The organism is Escherichia sp. B1147, assembly GCF_001660175.1.
Lineage (GTDB): Bacteria > Pseudomonadota > Gammaproteobacteria > Enterobacterales > Enterobacteriaceae > Escherichia > Escherichia whittamii.
Genome location: NZ_LFHY01000020.1, coordinates 60,318 through 74,907, shown reverse-complemented (window position 1 = coordinate 74,907; position 14,590 = coordinate 60,318). Strand labels below are relative to the sequence as shown.

The 14,590-nt window shown below is 50.9% G+C and carries 10 protein-coding genes; 5 read left to right on the top strand and 5 right to left on the bottom strand.

The window, feature by feature from the left end:
• Window positions 1-223: 223 nt before the first annotated feature.
• Window positions 224-2,404, bottom strand: a complete 2,181-nt coding sequence (katG, locus tag A9180_RS20235; RefSeq protein WP_064530306.1) for a catalase/peroxidase HPI — start codon at window positions 2,402-2,404, stop codon at window positions 224-226.
• Between the two features lie 328 nt (window positions 2,405-2,732).
• Window positions 2,733-3,623, bottom strand: a complete 891-nt coding sequence (gene metF / locus A9180_RS20230) for a methylenetetrahydrofolate reductase (RefSeq protein WP_064530305.1) — start codon at window positions 3,621-3,623, stop codon at window positions 2,733-2,735.
• A 498-nt stretch (window positions 3,624-4,121) separates the two neighbouring features.
• On the opposite strand from metF, the gene A9180_RS20220 reads away from it, so the two are divergent.
• Together A9180_RS20220 and malI are read left to right on the top strand one after the other, a co-directional pair.
• Window positions 4,122-5,621 (top strand): PTS transporter subunit EIIC, encoded by a 1,500-nt coding sequence (locus tag A9180_RS20220; protein ID WP_064530303.1) that lies wholly within the window; start codon window positions 4,122-4,124, stop codon window positions 5,619-5,621.
• Between the two features lie 87 nt (window positions 5,622-5,708).
• Window positions 5,709-6,725 (top strand): Mal regulon transcriptional regulator MalI, encoded by a 1,017-nt coding sequence (gene malI / locus A9180_RS20215; RefSeq protein ID WP_064530302.1) that lies wholly within the window; start codon window positions 5,709-5,711, stop codon window positions 6,723-6,725.
• 73 nt (window positions 6,726-6,798) lie between these two features.
• On the opposite strand, the gene A9180_RS20210 is transcribed toward malI, so the two are convergent.
• Window positions 6,799-8,352, bottom strand: coding sequence for a bifunctional metallophosphatase/5'-nucleotidase (locus A9180_RS20210; protein WP_064530301.1), 1,554 nt, complete (start codon window positions 8,350-8,352; stop codon window positions 6,799-6,801).
• Window positions 8,353-8,484: 132 nt separating this feature from the next.
• On the opposite strand from A9180_RS20210, the gene A9180_RS20205 reads away from it, so the two are divergent.
• A complete protein-coding gene (locus A9180_RS20205) occupies window positions 8,485-9,615 on the top strand; it encodes a hypothetical protein (RefSeq protein WP_064530300.1) in 1,131 nt (376 codons plus the stop codon).
• Here the strand turns inward: A9180_RS20205 and metL are convergent.
• The gene (metL, locus tag A9180_RS20200; protein WP_064530299.1) at window positions 9,579-12,011 is read right to left on the bottom strand and encodes a bifunctional aspartate kinase/homoserine dehydrogenase II; all 2,433 of its coding nucleotides are present in this window, start codon (window positions 12,009-12,011) and stop codon (window positions 9,579-9,581) included. The genes A9180_RS20205 and metL overlap by 37 nt on opposite strands.
• A 2-nt stretch (window positions 12,012-12,013) precedes the next feature.
• Complete coding sequence (gene metB / locus A9180_RS20195; protein ID WP_000197203.1) at window positions 12,014-13,174, bottom strand: cystathionine gamma-synthase; 1,161 nt, start codon at window positions 13,172-13,174, stop codon at window positions 12,014-12,016.
• Between the two features lie 276 nt (window positions 13,175-13,450).
• Between metB and metJ the strand changes: the two genes are divergently transcribed.
• Both metJ and A9180_RS20185 read left to right on the top strand, forming a co-directional pair.
• Window positions 13,451-13,768: a met regulon transcriptional regulator MetJ gene (gene metJ, locus A9180_RS20190; protein ID WP_000852812.1), complete on the top strand. Its 318-nt coding sequence runs from the start codon at window positions 13,451-13,453 to the stop codon at window positions 13,766-13,768.
• Window positions 13,769-13,953: 185 nt separating this feature from the next.
• Window positions 13,954-14,562 (top strand): YiiX family permuted papain-like enzyme, encoded by a 609-nt coding sequence (locus A9180_RS20185; protein ID WP_064530298.1) that lies wholly within the window; start codon window positions 13,954-13,956, stop codon window positions 14,560-14,562.
• Window positions 14,563-14,590 lie beyond the last annotated feature (28 nt).

Genomic DNA, 14,590 nt, shown 5'->3' with positions numbered 1-14,590 from the left:
CTTCAGCGACTGCCATCAGGCAGCCGCTCAGATTGCTGACAAAGTGCGCTTTGTTCATGCCGGATGCGGCGTGAACGCCTAATCCGGCCTACAAAATCGTGCAAATTCAATATACTGCATGAACCTCGTAGGCCTGATAAGCGTAGCGCATCAGGCAGTTTTTGCGTTTGTCATCAGCCTCACTTCAGCGACTGCCATCAGGCAGTCGCTGAAGAAGGTCAGATTACAGCAGGTCGAAACGATCGAGGTTCATCACTTTCACCCAAGCTGCCACGAAGTCTTTAACAAACTTCTCGTGGGCATCGCTGCTGGCGTAAACTTCCGCCACCGCGCGCAGGACAGAGTTAGAACCAAATACCAGATCCGCACGGCTGGCAGTGTATTTCACTTCGCCAGTTTCACGGTCACGGCCTTCGAACAGCTCTTTCGATTCGTCCGCCGCTTTCCACTCGTAACGCATATCCAGCAAGTTCACGAAGAAGTCATTGCTCAATACGCCCACGCGGTCAGTGAAGACACCATTTTTGCTGCCATCAAAGTTGGCACCCAGTACACGCATCCCGCCCACTAGCGCGGTCATTTCCGGTACAGTCAGAGTCAATTGCTGTGCTTTATCGATTAACAGTGATTCAGTTGTAGCCTCACCCGCCGCAGCACGATAGTTACGGAAACCATCGGCAACAGGTTTGAGCAGCTCAAACATCTCAATGTCAGTCTGATCCTGACGCGCATCGACGCGACCCGGCACAAACGGTACATGAATGCTCACCCCTGCGGCACTTGCGGCTTTCTCTACGCCAACCACACCAGCCAGCACGATGATATCTGCCAGCGAGGCTTTGCCAGACTCTTTCTGGATTTTCTCCAGAACTGGCAGAGCACGAACGGCTGCGGCGTTCGCATCCCAGTCGCGTTGTGGTGCTAATGCCAGACGTGCGCCGTTGGCGCCACCGCGTTTGTCGCCACCACGGAAGGTAGAAGCAGACGCCCAGGCGACCGACACCAGCTCGCTGACAGACAGACCAGAATCCGCAATCGCAAATTTCAGACTGATAATGTCCTGCTCGGTCGGGTTGTAGATCGGCTGCGGCAGCGGATCTTGCCAGATCAGATCTTCTTTCGGTACTTCCGGCCCGATGTAGCGAGATTTCGGCCCCATATCCCTGTGCGTCAGTTTGAACCAGGCACGGGCAAAGGCTTCGTTGAACGCCTGCGGATCATTGAGGAAACGACGAGAAATCTTCTCGAACTCAGGATCAAAACGCAGCGTCAGGTCGGTCACCAGCATTGTCGGTTTACGTTTCTTCGACGGATCGAACGGGTCCGGGATAATTTCCGGTGCGTCTACCGCTTCGAACTGGATTGCGCCAGCCGGGCTGCGGGTCTGTACCCACTCATATTTGAACAGGTTTTCGAAGAAATAGTTGCTCCACTGGGTAGGCGTCTGGGTCCAGACCACTTCCAGACCAGAGGTGATGGCATCGGCACCTACACCGGAGCCAAAATCGCTCTTCCACCCTAAGCCCTGGTTTTCGATCGGAGCCGCTTCCGGATCTGGGCCTACGTGCGTTGCGGGACCTGCGCCGTGAGTTTTACCTAACGTATGACCACCAGCGATCAGCGCAACAGTTTCTTCATCGTTCATTCCCATATTGCCAAATGTCGCGCGGATAGCCGCTGCTGCTGAAAGCGGTTCGCCGCTGGCGTTTGGCCCTTCCGGGTTAACATAAATCAGCCCCATTTCGGTTGCTGCTAATGGGCGTTTTGCCAGTTCTTCCGGGTTACGGTGAGCAAGCCAGGTTTTTTCGTCACCCCAGTTCACGTCGAGATCCGGTTCCCAGACGTCTTCACGACCGGCACCAAAACCGAAGGTACGGAAGCCAGAGTTTTCCAGCGCCACGTTACCCGCAAGGATAAACAGGTCGGCCCAGGAGATTTTCTGACCATATTTTTGTTTGATTGGCCATAACAGGCGACGCGCTTTATCCAGGCTGACGTTATCCGGCCAGGAGTTCAGCGGTGCAAAACGTTGCTGCCCACGACCAGCGCCACCGCGTCCGTCGATTGAACGGTAAGTACCCGCGCCGTGCCAGGCCATACGAATAAACAGACCCGCATAGCTGCCCCAGTCGGCTGGCCACCACGGTTGAGATTCTGTCAGCAATTCTTTCAGATCTTTTTTCAGGCCATAGTAATCTAATTTGCTGAATTCTTTGCGGTAGTCAAAGTCCTCGCCCAGTGGGTTAGAACGGTTAGAATGTTGGTTTAACAGGTCAACACGGAGTTGTTTTGGCCACCAGTCATGAGTGGTTGTTCCCGCACCCGCGCTCTGGTCGTGACCGCCCTGATGGAACGGGCATTTGCCAGTGGCTGTCGTGTTATGGATATCGTCTGACGTGCTCATCAATGTGCTCCCCTCTACAGTGTTACCGTTACGATACACAGCGTTAGAGAGAAGTTATAATTGAATTAATCCACGGATGCGATAGTTGAGATCTTACATATTGTTGGTTAAAGAGATGTAGATCAAATTGATCGTAATTAAGACTTTTTGATTATGTCCGATTTCGGACAAATGCTTTATAAGAAAAGGTTTTAGCTTCGTATCCTTCAAGGAAGGAGGGAGAAAATAAGGCTGACTACCTTATTTTCCCATTCTCATTTCGAGGCAGCATTTTGTGCGCTGTTTTAATTTTGTGATCACTATGTGATTTTCACAACAGTTAAAATATTTATAAACCAGGACGCACACCCAGCGTATGGCAAATCGCGTAACTCATTTCAGCACGGTTAAGCGTATAGAAGTGGAAATCTTTCACCCCTTCACGGCTTAAAATCTTCACCATATCCATCGCAATATTCGCGCCCACCAGTTTGCGGGTTTCGGCATCGTCATCCAGGCCATCAAACATTTGCGCCATCCATGCCGGAATGCGTACGTTGGTCATGTCAGCAAATTTCTTCGCCTGTTTAAAGTTAGAGACGGGCAAAATACCGGGAATAATTTCCACATCGATACCCGCCGAAACACAACGGTCACGAAAACGCAGATAGCTTTCGACATCGAAGAAGAACTGAGTAATGGCGCGGTTGGCTCCGGCATCCACTTTGCGTTTCAGGTTAAGCAAATCCGCCTGGGCGCTTTTCGCTTCCGGATGCACTTCCGGATACGCCGCCACGGAGATATCGAAATCTGCGACCTCTTTTAACAGCGCCACCAGGTCAGAGGCATACATTTCCGGCTTACCGCTTCCCGACGGCAGGTCGCCACGCAGCGCCACGATATGACGAATACCGTTATTCCAGTAGTCGCGGGCGATGGTTCGCAGCTCGTCAGGCGTCGCATCAATGCAGGTGAGATGCGGCGCAGCTTCCAGACCGGTACGATCTTTAATGCCTTTAATAATACTGTGCGTGCGGTCGCGCTCGCCGGAATTTGCGCCATAGGTCACTGAAACAAATTTCGGCTTCAGACTGCTGAGACGATCGATGGAGTTCCACAGGGTCTGCTCCATTTCACTGGTACGCGGCGGGAAAAACTCGAACGAAACGTTAATCTGCCCCTGGACTTCTGCCAGGCTCTGATTCAGGGCATCCCGCTGGCTGGCGTGAAAAAAGCTCATACCTTACCTCATCAATCGCTTGTAGTTATATGTTGTGTTGTGAACATCTATCCACTTAGACGTCCAGATGTAAAGATGAAGGAAAAGCCGAGGGGCGTCAACCGAAAAATGGCCAATGATGGTGAGGAAAAATCAGGGAAGATGAATTTCCTTCATCTGGATGTGGGAGTAGATGGGTTCTCTCGCATTATCACGTCGTGAAGTAATGAATAAAGGCTTAAACCATCGGCTTCAAATTTATTTAAATAAGAGTTAATTAATATTCACGACTGTGCTAGCCGAACACTTATTTAAATAAAACAAATAGATATTATATTTTGCATTCATTACTGCATGTTTATTATTTGAACTACTTCAAACTATTAATAATTTCTCCAAAATTAAGTTGCAGAGCAATTAAGCATCCCCCACGATAAGTAGAACGTTCTACTAGAACGTTCTACTTATACAAAAAAGACTAATTTGCGCAGCTTTATGCGCTATTCGGGGGAAATCAGCATGAGTCTGATGTCGAGTGTCGTAAAATCACTTTCTAAATTGTCGATGATTGGTCGCGCGCTAATGCTGCCAATTTCGCTTCTGCCTGCCGCTGGGTTGTTACTGGCGTTCGGCGATAAATTCCATTTGCCGTTGATGATGAATGCCGGCGGTATAATTTTTGATAACTTACCGATGCTTTTTGCTATCGGTTCCGCCGTAGGGCTGGCTTCAGAATCGGGTATTGCGGCGCTATCCGCAGCTGTATCCGTCTTTGTCACTAATATCACCATCGGTACTGTCCTTGGCATCACACCAGAGATGGCTGGGCAAGGCGGTAAATATGCGATGGTGGTGGGGATCCCAACGCTGCAAATGGGCGTCTTCGGCGGCCTGATATGCGGGGTTCTGGCGGCGTGGTGTTATAACCGTTTTCATACCATGCAATTACCAGAATTCCTTGGCTTTTTCTCCGGCAAACGCTTTGTGGCTATCGCGACGGCTTTTCTTTCCTTCATTCTTGGCTTGTTATTGCCCTATGTCTGGCAACATATTCAGTCGGGAATCGATGCACTATCAGTTATCGTCAATGGTGATAACCAGGCGGCATCGACCTTTATTTTTGGTGTGACAGAACGAGCGCTCATTCCACTTGGACTGCACCACATCTGGTATCCGTCGTTCTGGTACTCTTTTGGTGATTACACGACCCTGGCGGGGCAAACGATCCACGGCGACCAGACAATTTGGTTCAAAATGCTGGAAGAAGGTGTGAAATCGTTCAGTAGCGACAGCTACCATAATGCGGGTAAGTTTTTACAGGGTGAATTCCCGCTCATGCTGTTCGCGCTGCCTGCGGCATGTCTGGCGATGTACCATGAAGCACACACAAAGAATAAGAAAATTGCCGCCGGTATTCTGTTCTCTGCTGCTTTAACCTGTTTTCTGACCGGTATTACAGAACCCGTTGAATTTACATTTATCTTTGTCGCCCCTGTGCTGTATGTCTTCAATGCCATTATGGCGGGCCTTTCCTATATGGCGATGTATCTGCTGCATGCACATATTGCCAAATCTTTCTCGGCGGGGCTTATTGACTATATTTCTTTTGGCATCCTGCCATCCTTTAATGGCTACGAAACCAACTTCCTGAGCGCCATTATCGTCGGCGTGCCAATGGCGGTGATCTACTACTTCACCTTCCGCTTTGTTATTCGTCGTTTTGATGTGAAAACGCCTGGTCGTACTGAAACTACGGTTAGCGCTAATGATAAAACCGATGACGAGCTGGCAACAGAAATCATCACGCTGCTTGGCGGTCAGCAAAACATTAAATCGGTAGGCTCCTGTATCACGCGTTTACGTCTGGAAGTCTCTGATAAAGAAGCGGTGGATCAGGATGGTCTGAACAATATTGGCGCCCGTGGCGTGGTTTTTGTCGGCGATAACGGCATTCAGGTAATTTTTGGCGCGCGAGCGCAATTTATCGCGCAAACCATGTCGACGATGATCGGTAAATAGCCTTAAGATTACCCGATGTCAGAGGTTCTGGTCCCTGACCAGAACCTTCTTGCTATTTAAAGAATCAACGTTGTTCAGGGAGTGAGTTTGAAGAAAGTCAGCATAATTGATGTTGCCAAAAGAGCCGGCGTTTCAGTCTCTACTGTATCGCTAGTGCTGCGCCAGAAAGGGAAAATCTCAGAGGCGACCATCGGAAAAGTTCATGCTGCTATTGACGAACTGGGCTACGTGCATAATGTTGCCGCCGCCAATTTACGCTCCAACACTTCAAATCTTATCGGTCTGATTTTAGGTGATTTTAGCGATAGTTTTTCCATCAAAGTGATGGCAAGTATTGTTCAGGAACTGGAAGCACAAGGATATATGGTTTTCCTCGGGCAACCACAGAACGAGCATGAACATCTTGAGCGCTGTTTACTTTCCTTCAAGCAACAAGGTGTTGCCGGAGTGATTTATCTGGCTTCCGATGCACATCGTGAAACCCTGCCCACACTAATTCGCCAGTGTCCTCTTCCTCTAGTCGTCGCGTCACAATCTCCCATCAAAGATGAATGCAACCTGGTGTTGCGCGACAACCAACAGGCGGCAAGCCTTGCCACACGCTATTTAATTGAGCGGGGGCATCGTTACATTGCCTATCTCGGCGGCAAAGAAAGCGATCTTATCCGTCAGCAGCGACTGGTTGGTTTTCGCCAGACCCTGGCAAAATTTGGCATTGCCTGTCGTGACGAGTTCACGCCAGCCTGTGACGAGGATACCCACGCCGCCAGCATAGCTACGCGCCAGTTGCTGGAAAATAACAACGCCATTACCGCCCTGCTCTGCCATTCGCCCGACGCGATGATTGGCAGCATCAACGGCATACATCAGGTGGGGCGCACCGTCGGGAAAGACGTCTTTCTAACCCAGCAGGTAGCGCTAATTGGTTTTGAAGATATGCTGCACATCAACCTCACCTCTCCTGTTTTCACCTGGGTATCTTCCGCCAGTGAAGAAACCGGACGCCAGGCAGCGACCCTGATGATTCGCAAATTAAAAGACCCGGAATTGCAAATTCAAAGAATTGCGCTTTCGGGGCAACTGGTAGTGCGAGAATCGGCGTAATACACATGCCGAATGAGATGTACGTCGACATCGCCATCCGGCAATAAGGTGTAAACAAATTTAATGCGTAATTTTACTTGATATCCTTCACGCGCATACCGTTGAGCTGTTCATCCGTGATGGTGTTACCCGCTTTGAAGTAATCAACCACGGCGTGATAAACGTAATAACCGCCGTTTGTGTTGCGCGCTTTCCCTTCGGTAAATGCGGTAAAACCATCACCGCCATCAGCAAGGAAACTCTGAGTGGCAATAGAGTAAACCGTCGCATCTTCAATCGGTTTGCCATTCAGCGTCAGTGAGATAACACGCTGACCAACCGGCTTGCTGCTGTCGTACTTCATTTCCAGGCCTTTCGATACCTGCAAAACGCCATTACTTAAACTTGCACCGTGTTCCATCAAACTGCGTAATTGTTTACCCGTGAGTTCCATCGTCACCAGTTCATTGGGGAACGGGAACGTACTGATGACGCCGCCCATCGTAATCGCCCCTGCGGGGATCTCATTACGGATACCGCCAGAGTTGGTTAAAGCTATTTGGGTGTTTTTACCTGCCGCTGCCAGCAAAGCATCCGCCGCCAGGTTCCCCAGGGATGCCGATTCACCATAGGCACGTTTTAATTCAACTGGCGATTGCGCCACCGTTTGTTGCACCACTTCATCAAGATTTTTATTCCAGCCGTCGATCACCTGTTTCGTTTGCGGATCGGGCTTCCACTCGTCGGCGTAAATGGTTTTAAGCTCGAACTTTTTCACCGTGAAATCATGCGGCTTCTCTTTGTAGTCGAGAACCAGTTTGCCCACATCAATCCCGCCGCTGTCAGTGGAGAGGATGAGCGTATTGCCGACTTTAATCGGTTCCGGCGTACCCACATGCGCATGTCCGGTGATCAAAATATCCAGCCCTTTCACCTGACTTGCCGTCTGAATATCTTTATCCAATGCGCGACGCACATCTGTGCCTCCCATACTGGACTGGCGGGCCGGAACACCTTCGTGGATCAGGGCGACGGTCAAATCAACCTTACCTTTGAGTTCATCGATATAACGTTGTAACCATTTAATTTCATCGCGCGCTTCAATACCCACGCGCGTGGCAGCAGATACCGTATCGTTGAAGGCAAATACTCCATGCAAACCTATAACGCCAATTTTCACACCGTCTTTTTCGATAATGGTATATGGCTTATCCCAGAATGCTTTACTGCTGTTCTGATAAAAAATATTGCCCTGCACAATAGGGAATTTTGCCTGGCTCAACTGTAATAATGTGTTGTCCCAGCCGTGGTCAAATTCATGATTTCCTATCGTGACAGCATCGAACGGCATGGTATTCATAATATCGATAATAGCCTTGCCTTTGGTCAGGCTGCTAATATATGGCCCGGTAAAATAGTCACCCGCATCAAAAAACCAGGTGGCTTTGTTTTTGGCTTTTTCTTGTTTAACCAGCGTAGTGATATTTGCCCAGCCGCCAATATCCCGTTTACCGTCAGCGATCCACGGTACTTTATAAGGCTCTACATGCGCATGGAGATCGTTGGTATAAATGATGGTGACATCTTTGGCGCAAGCCCAGAACGGCAGTGTTAATGCGATACCCGCAGCAAGCATTTTAATTTTCATAAATAGTCCCTTTCAGTGAGATAAAGGATTGCTACATTACGTTCTGAAAGACTTATTTATGTGAGAATAATCACATCCACAGGGGAGAGTTGACGGACAAAATAAACGACCTTGTGAAATCGTTGGTGAAATATGTCAACTCTGTTTACGATTAATGCCTGCAAGTCGTTTGGTTGCCGTAATTTAGGGCAGCCAACATCGAAAGATTATAGCTGGCCTGACTATCGACTAGGTTATGCAGCATTGCACTGTCGGGCATGCGGGAGTTACCCGCCTTTGTTTGACGAACAGCAATTTCGTGACTGGTTGTCAGTTCACTTATCTACTTTTGCAACTGAGAAAGGCCATTTTTGCCCGGTATGTTACGGCAAAGAGACGATTTGTTATGGCCACAATCCGCAGGGAACACAGCGAATTCAATGCAGTAATTGCAAAAAAGTCTGGACCCCGAAACAATTGCAAAAAAAAATAACACCTCCCGAAATAATCGAAACGGTTGCTCTGGCCGTGCCATTTCAGGGGGCCAGCGGTGGGCAAAAGCTGTATGTTTTAATGAGTTTTGATGCTCTTCGCGGTAATATTCTTCAACTCTCCACTAATTTCACTCAGCATCAGGCTGGAGAAAGTCTGCATTATCGATACAGAGGAAATGCAGAGCCAGAGTCACACGGAAGTAATATCGTACAACGCGTTGATATGCGCGAAAAACAATTTCTACGCCGCAGTCAGTTTGATGAAATTCAATATGGCAGCGCAGCGCTCAAGCGTAATGCCAAAGGCACTATTCTGCGTCCGGTTATCACTGCTCACGGGCATTTCAGAGTACTGAATATTTTATTCCCTACAGTAAAAACACATGTTATTTCACACGAGTGTTTTTTAAGAGGTGCGATTATTACGGCCTGGGCAGAACTGTTTCGCCAACAGCAAGGTGAGATTTGGTTTATTGAAGAGGAAATAGCTGACAGTACCGATAACACTTCCTGGAGTTTTCAGGGAACAACATATCACGGCTGGTGGCAAAATCAGTGGCAACTCTGGGAGCAGGGAAAAAACCGTAAAATGGTATGTGCATTAACGGGTGGAAATAGCAACAAAGCTAAAATACTCTCTTTAGCAACCAGCAGAGAATTTATCCACTGGCTACATAAACAGGCAAAATTTACTCACAGCGCCCCACTTTCCGCAGGGCGCGTCACGCAAATACTGCTTTCTCTGGCTCAGGGTTACAACAACTGTGCCAGGCGGTTAATATCCGACTGAATCGCCCCAGCGGTCACATCACGCCCTGCGCCAGGCCCACGGATCACCAGAGGATTGTCGCGATACCAGCGGCTTTCGATGGCAAAGACGTTATCGCATGGCAGCAGTGATGCCAGCGGATGGTCTTCACGCACCGCTTCCACGCCCACACGCGCTTTGCCGTTGGCGTCGAAACGCGCTACATAGCGCAGCACCAGCCCCATTTCGCGGGCCGCTTCCAGCCGTTGCACCATCTGCTCGTTAAGTTCATCGCCGTTTTCAAAGAAATGGTCGATGCTGCCACCTTCACAATGGGCTGGCACCAGTGATTCCACACGTACCTGATCCGGTTCGATGTTGTAACCAGCTTCACGCGCCAGAATCACCAGCTTGCGCATCACGTCTTTGCCGGAGAGGTCGTCACGCGGGTCAGGTTCGGTTAAGCCCTGCTGCCATGCTTGATCCACCAGCTCGGTAAACGGCACGCTGCCGTCGAATTGCAGGAACAGCCAGGAGAGCGTGCCGGAGAAGATCCCGCTGATCGACAAAATAGTATCGCCGCTGTCGATCAGATCGCGCACAGTGTGGTTGATCGGCAAGCCAGCGCCGACGGTGGCGTTGTACAGCCAGTGGCGCCCGGTTTTTTCGAAGGCGTCGTGGATCTGGCGATATTTATTGCTGTCGCTCGCTCCCGCCAGTTTGTTGGCGCTGATGACGTGGAAACCGTGGCTGGCGAAATCGAGATATTGATCAGCAAGCTGCTGGCTGGCGGTAACGTCCAGTACCACTAAATCATCATACGGATGAGCGCACATCCACAGGAACAACGACTCTTCATCCTGCTCGACCGCTTCATCGTTGAAGAAGGCTAACGCGCGGCTGGCGTCCAGCCCGTCGTAGCTCAACAAACTGCGGCGGCTGTCCACCACGCCTGCCAGCACAAATTCAAATCCGGTACGCGCCGAGAGCGTGCTCTGCTCGCGGGCGAACAGTTCCAGCCAGCGGGAACCGATATTGCCCTTACCGAAAAGCACCAGGCCGATGCGTTTTTCCGCGCGGAAGACGGACTGATGCAGCCCCTGAATCAGGCTTTCGGTCGGTCCGGTGCGCAGTACTGCCACCAGGCTGATACCTTCATCCGACTGCCAGGTAAATTCGACCGGCTGGCCTTTCAGTTGCTGCCAGAAGCGGTGGCAATGCAGCGGGTTACGGGTGACGCCCGCCCCGACCATCGCCACCAGCGCCAGCCCCTGACGCAGACGCAGTTCGCCAGGTAATCCTGCTTCGTCGAGGATTTTCAGCGCGCTGTCGGCCACTTCCGAGGTGTAGCAAAATTGCAGCAACTGGCGATCGTTATGCACGCCCACTGCCAACGGACGCACCTGCGCGCGTTTCAGGATCTGGTCGATTTCTTTATGCGCCAGTTTGAAATCCTGGCTGGCGGGCACCTGAAACTCAATCAAACAGACATCATCGTGACTGGTGACAATACGCGCTCCTGTACCGGAAGCCAGCACGCGTTCAATGCGTGTAGAGCCTTGATCAGGCGTGTAGCTACAGCGCAGTTGCAGGTCGATTTCACTACCAGAAACTGGCTGTAAAGTACGAGCATGAAGAACGGGGGCCGCCAGACGCGCCAGTTCGCTGGCCTCATCAAGACGCAGCAATGGCAGCAGGCAGGCATCTTTCACTTTGCGCGGGTCAGCACTGTATACCCCGGCGACGTCGCTCCAGATAGTTACGCGGGAAACGCCCGCCAGCGCACCGATTTGGGTAGCGGAATAATCAGAACCGTTACGCCCCAGCAGCACCGTTTCACCGGCGTTGTTACGGCTGATAAACCCGGTCACCACCAGACGTTTGCCCGGATGTTGTACCAGTAGCTGTTGCAGCAACGGATACGAAAGCCCTTCATCAACCTGCGGTTGTGCGGCGCGTTCGGCACGTAAAAACTCGCGGGCATCAAGCCAGGCTGCTGGCAATCCTTGTTGATTAAGTACCGCAGACATCAGACGCGCCGACCACACTTCCCCGTGGCCCACCACTTCTGCATACACCGCATCGGTAATACCGCTGTCGAGCAACGCGGCCAGGCGTTCCAGATCGCTGACAAAGGCGCTAATGAGGCTATCGGCTTCTTCGGCGGGTAACAGGCCGCTAATCAGATCGCACTGATAACGACGTAATGTTTGTTGAACCTGATGCGCAGAGAGACGATCGGTCTGGCTTAGTTTCAACCAGTTAATCAACTGATTAGTGGTGCTACCAGCGGCGGAAACCACCATCATATCGTCGGGCTGGGAGTACTCAGCCATAATGCCCGCGACACGCAAATAACACTTCACATCAGCCAGACTACTGCCACCAAATTTATGCAGCTGACGACCTTTCGCCCCTGCCTGCGCAATCACACTCATTTTTACCCCTTGTTTGCAGCCCGGAAGCCATTTTCCAGGTCGGCAATTAAATCTTCGCCATCTTCAATACCGGTGGAGATACGCAACAGCGTCTCGGAGATCCCGGCGGCAGCACGCGCTTCTGGCGCCATGCCTGCATGTGTCATGGTTGCGGCGTGAGAGATTAAACTTTCCACTCCCCCTAACGATTCCGCCAGCGTAAATAACGACAGCCCGCCCAGGAAACGACGCAGCGTCTGCTCATCGCCATCCAGTTCAAAACTCAACATTGCGCCAAAGCCTTTTTGCTGGCGCGCGGCAATTTCATGCCCCTGATTTTCCGGCAGCGACGGGTGATACAGTTTTTTCACCAGCGGCTGGGTTTGCAGATATTTCACAATCGCCTGCGCATTACGCTGGGCCAACTCCATACGCGGCACCAGAGTACGCAGACCGCGCAGCAGCAGATAGCTGTCAAACGCGCCGCCCGTCACGCCAATATTGTTTGCCCACCAGGCAAGTTCGGTGACAACGTCTGGGTCTTTAGCAATCACCACGCCCGCCACCACGTCTGAGTGACCGTTCAGATATTTCGTACATGAATGCAACACCAGATCGGCACCTAATGCCAGTGGATTTTGTAATGCCGGGCTTAAGAAGGTGTTATCCACCACGCTCACCGCCCCGACTTCCCTTGCCAGATGGCAGATTTTCGCAATATCCACGACGCGTAACAATGGATTACTTGGGCTTTCTACCAGCACCAGTTTAGGTTTTTCTGCCAGTGCCGCCCGTAATGCCTGTTCATCGCTCTGATCAACAAACAGCACGCGATAACAGCCGCGTTTTGCCAGGCTGTCGAATAGGCGATAGCTGCCGCCGTAGCAGTCGTGCGGTGCAACCAGCAAATCGCCAGGTTTCAAAAAGACGGTAGTGACCAGGTGGATCGCGGACATGCCAGTATTTGTAAGCACCGCGCCAGCACCACCTTCCAGTTCTGCCAGCGCACGCTGGACAACATCGCGCGTCGGGTTACCGCGACGCGAGTAATCATGCGCGCGTGGTTCGTTAAATCCGGTAAAGTTATAGGTGCTGGAAAGATGGATCGGAGGGACAACGCAACCATACTGTTCGTCGTCATTTAACCCACTACGCACTGCGATGGTGGCCTGTTTACGCGTCATGTGATGAAGTTCCCTGGGCTGAGTCGGTGAAAAGTCAGGCACCAGAGTAAACATTGTGTTAATGGACGTCAACACATCTGGACATCTAAACTTCTTTGCGTATAGATTGAGCAATTCCCCAATAACCGTTAAAATTACATGCATTATCACGCCGACAGGTGCATTACACGATGTCACGGTAGCGCCTGTACGGTAAACTATGCGGGTTTATAGCCATTACCCACATTAATTGTGTGGTCTGGTTTCAATTTATTGACGAAGAGGATTAAGTATCTCATGGCTGAATGGAGCGGCGAATATATCAGCCCATACGCTGAGCACGGCAAGAAGAGTGAGCAAGTCAAAAAGATTACGGTTTCCATTCCTCTTAAGGTGTTAAAAATCCTCACCGATGAACGCACGCGTCGTCAGGTGAACAACCTACGTCACGCTACCAACAGCGAACTGCTGTGCGAGGCGTTTCTGCATGCCTTTACCGGGCAACCTCTGCCGGATGATGCCGACCTGCGTAAAGAGCGCAGCGACGAAATTCCGGAAGCGGCAAAAGAGATCATGCGTGAGATGGGGATTAACCCGGAGACGTGGGAATACTAAAGCGGAAAAGAGCGGCGCGGAGAGTGGAATCGCCCGATGCGCTACACTTATCAGGCCTACGTCATATTGCAATTTATTGAATTTGCACGAACTTGTAGGCCGGATAAGGCGTTCACGCCGCATCCGGCATAAACAACGAGCACGTTGTCAGCGACCCACCGCTTTTTATACATGGACGTTTAACTATGAAAAACAGGCTACTGATCCTCAGCCTGCTGGTTTCTGCGCCTGCCTTTGCCTGGCAGCCACAAACCGGCGACATCATCTTTCAGATCTCTCGCTCATCGCAAAGTAAAGCGATCCAACTGGCGACCCATTCCGATTACAGCCACACCGGTATGCTGGTGATACGCAACAAACAGCCCTACGTCTTTGAAGCGGTCGGCCCGGTGAAATACACGCCGCTCAAACAGTGGATAGCCCACGGTGAAAAGGGCAAATACATTGTGCGTCGCGTTGAAGGCGGACTCAGTACCGAACAACAGCAAAAACTGGCGCAAACCGCAAAACGTTATCTCGGCAAACCGTATGATTTCAGCTTCTCGTGGGGCGACGATCGCCAGTATTGTTCGGAAGTCGTTTGGAAGGTTTATCAGAACGCGCTGGGAATGCGCGTGGGCGAACAGCAAAAATTGAAAGAGTTCGATCTCAGCAACCCGTTGGTCCAGGCGAAGCTCAAAGAACGCTACGGCAAAAATATCCCGCTTGAAGAAACGGTGGTTTCGCCTCAGGCCGTTTACGACGCGCCACAACTCACTACCGTCGCCAAAGAATGGCCGCTGTTTTCGTGGTAATGGGCCAATCACATCGTGACTGGCCCTA

What these genes read in the sequence shown, in the direction of transcription:
- A9180_RS20185 (WP_064530298.1), top strand. Translation starts at nt 13,954, where the DNA reads ATGAAAAACAGGCTACTGATCCTCAGCCTGCTGGTTTCTGCGCCTGCC.
- metL (WP_064530299.1), bottom strand. Translation starts at nt 12,011, where the DNA reads ATGAGTGTGATTGCGCAGGCAGGGGCGAAAGGTCGTCAGCTGCATAAA.
- katG (WP_064530306.1), bottom strand. Translation starts at nt 2,404, where the DNA reads ATGAGCACGTCAGACGATATCCATAACACGACAGCCACTGGCAAATGC.
- A9180_RS20220 (WP_064530303.1), top strand. Translation starts at nt 4,122, where the DNA reads ATGAGTCTGATGTCGAGTGTCGTAAAATCACTTTCTAAATTGTCGATG.
- metJ (WP_000852812.1), top strand. Translation starts at nt 13,451, where the DNA reads ATGGCTGAATGGAGCGGCGAATATATCAGCCCATACGCTGAGCACGGC.
- metB (WP_000197203.1), bottom strand. Translation starts at nt 13,174, where the DNA reads ATGACGCGTAAACAGGCCACCATCGCAGTGCGTAGTGGGTTAAATGAC.
- A9180_RS20205 (WP_064530300.1), top strand. Translation starts at nt 8,485, where the DNA reads ATGTCAACTCTGTTTACGATTAATGCCTGCAAGTCGTTTGGTTGCCGT.
- A9180_RS20210 (WP_064530301.1), bottom strand. Translation starts at nt 8,352, where the DNA reads ATGAAAATTAAAATGCTTGCTGCGGGTATCGCATTAACACTGCCGTTC.
- metF (WP_064530305.1), bottom strand. Translation starts at nt 3,623, where the DNA reads ATGAGCTTTTTTCACGCCAGCCAGCGGGATGCCCTGAATCAGAGCCTG.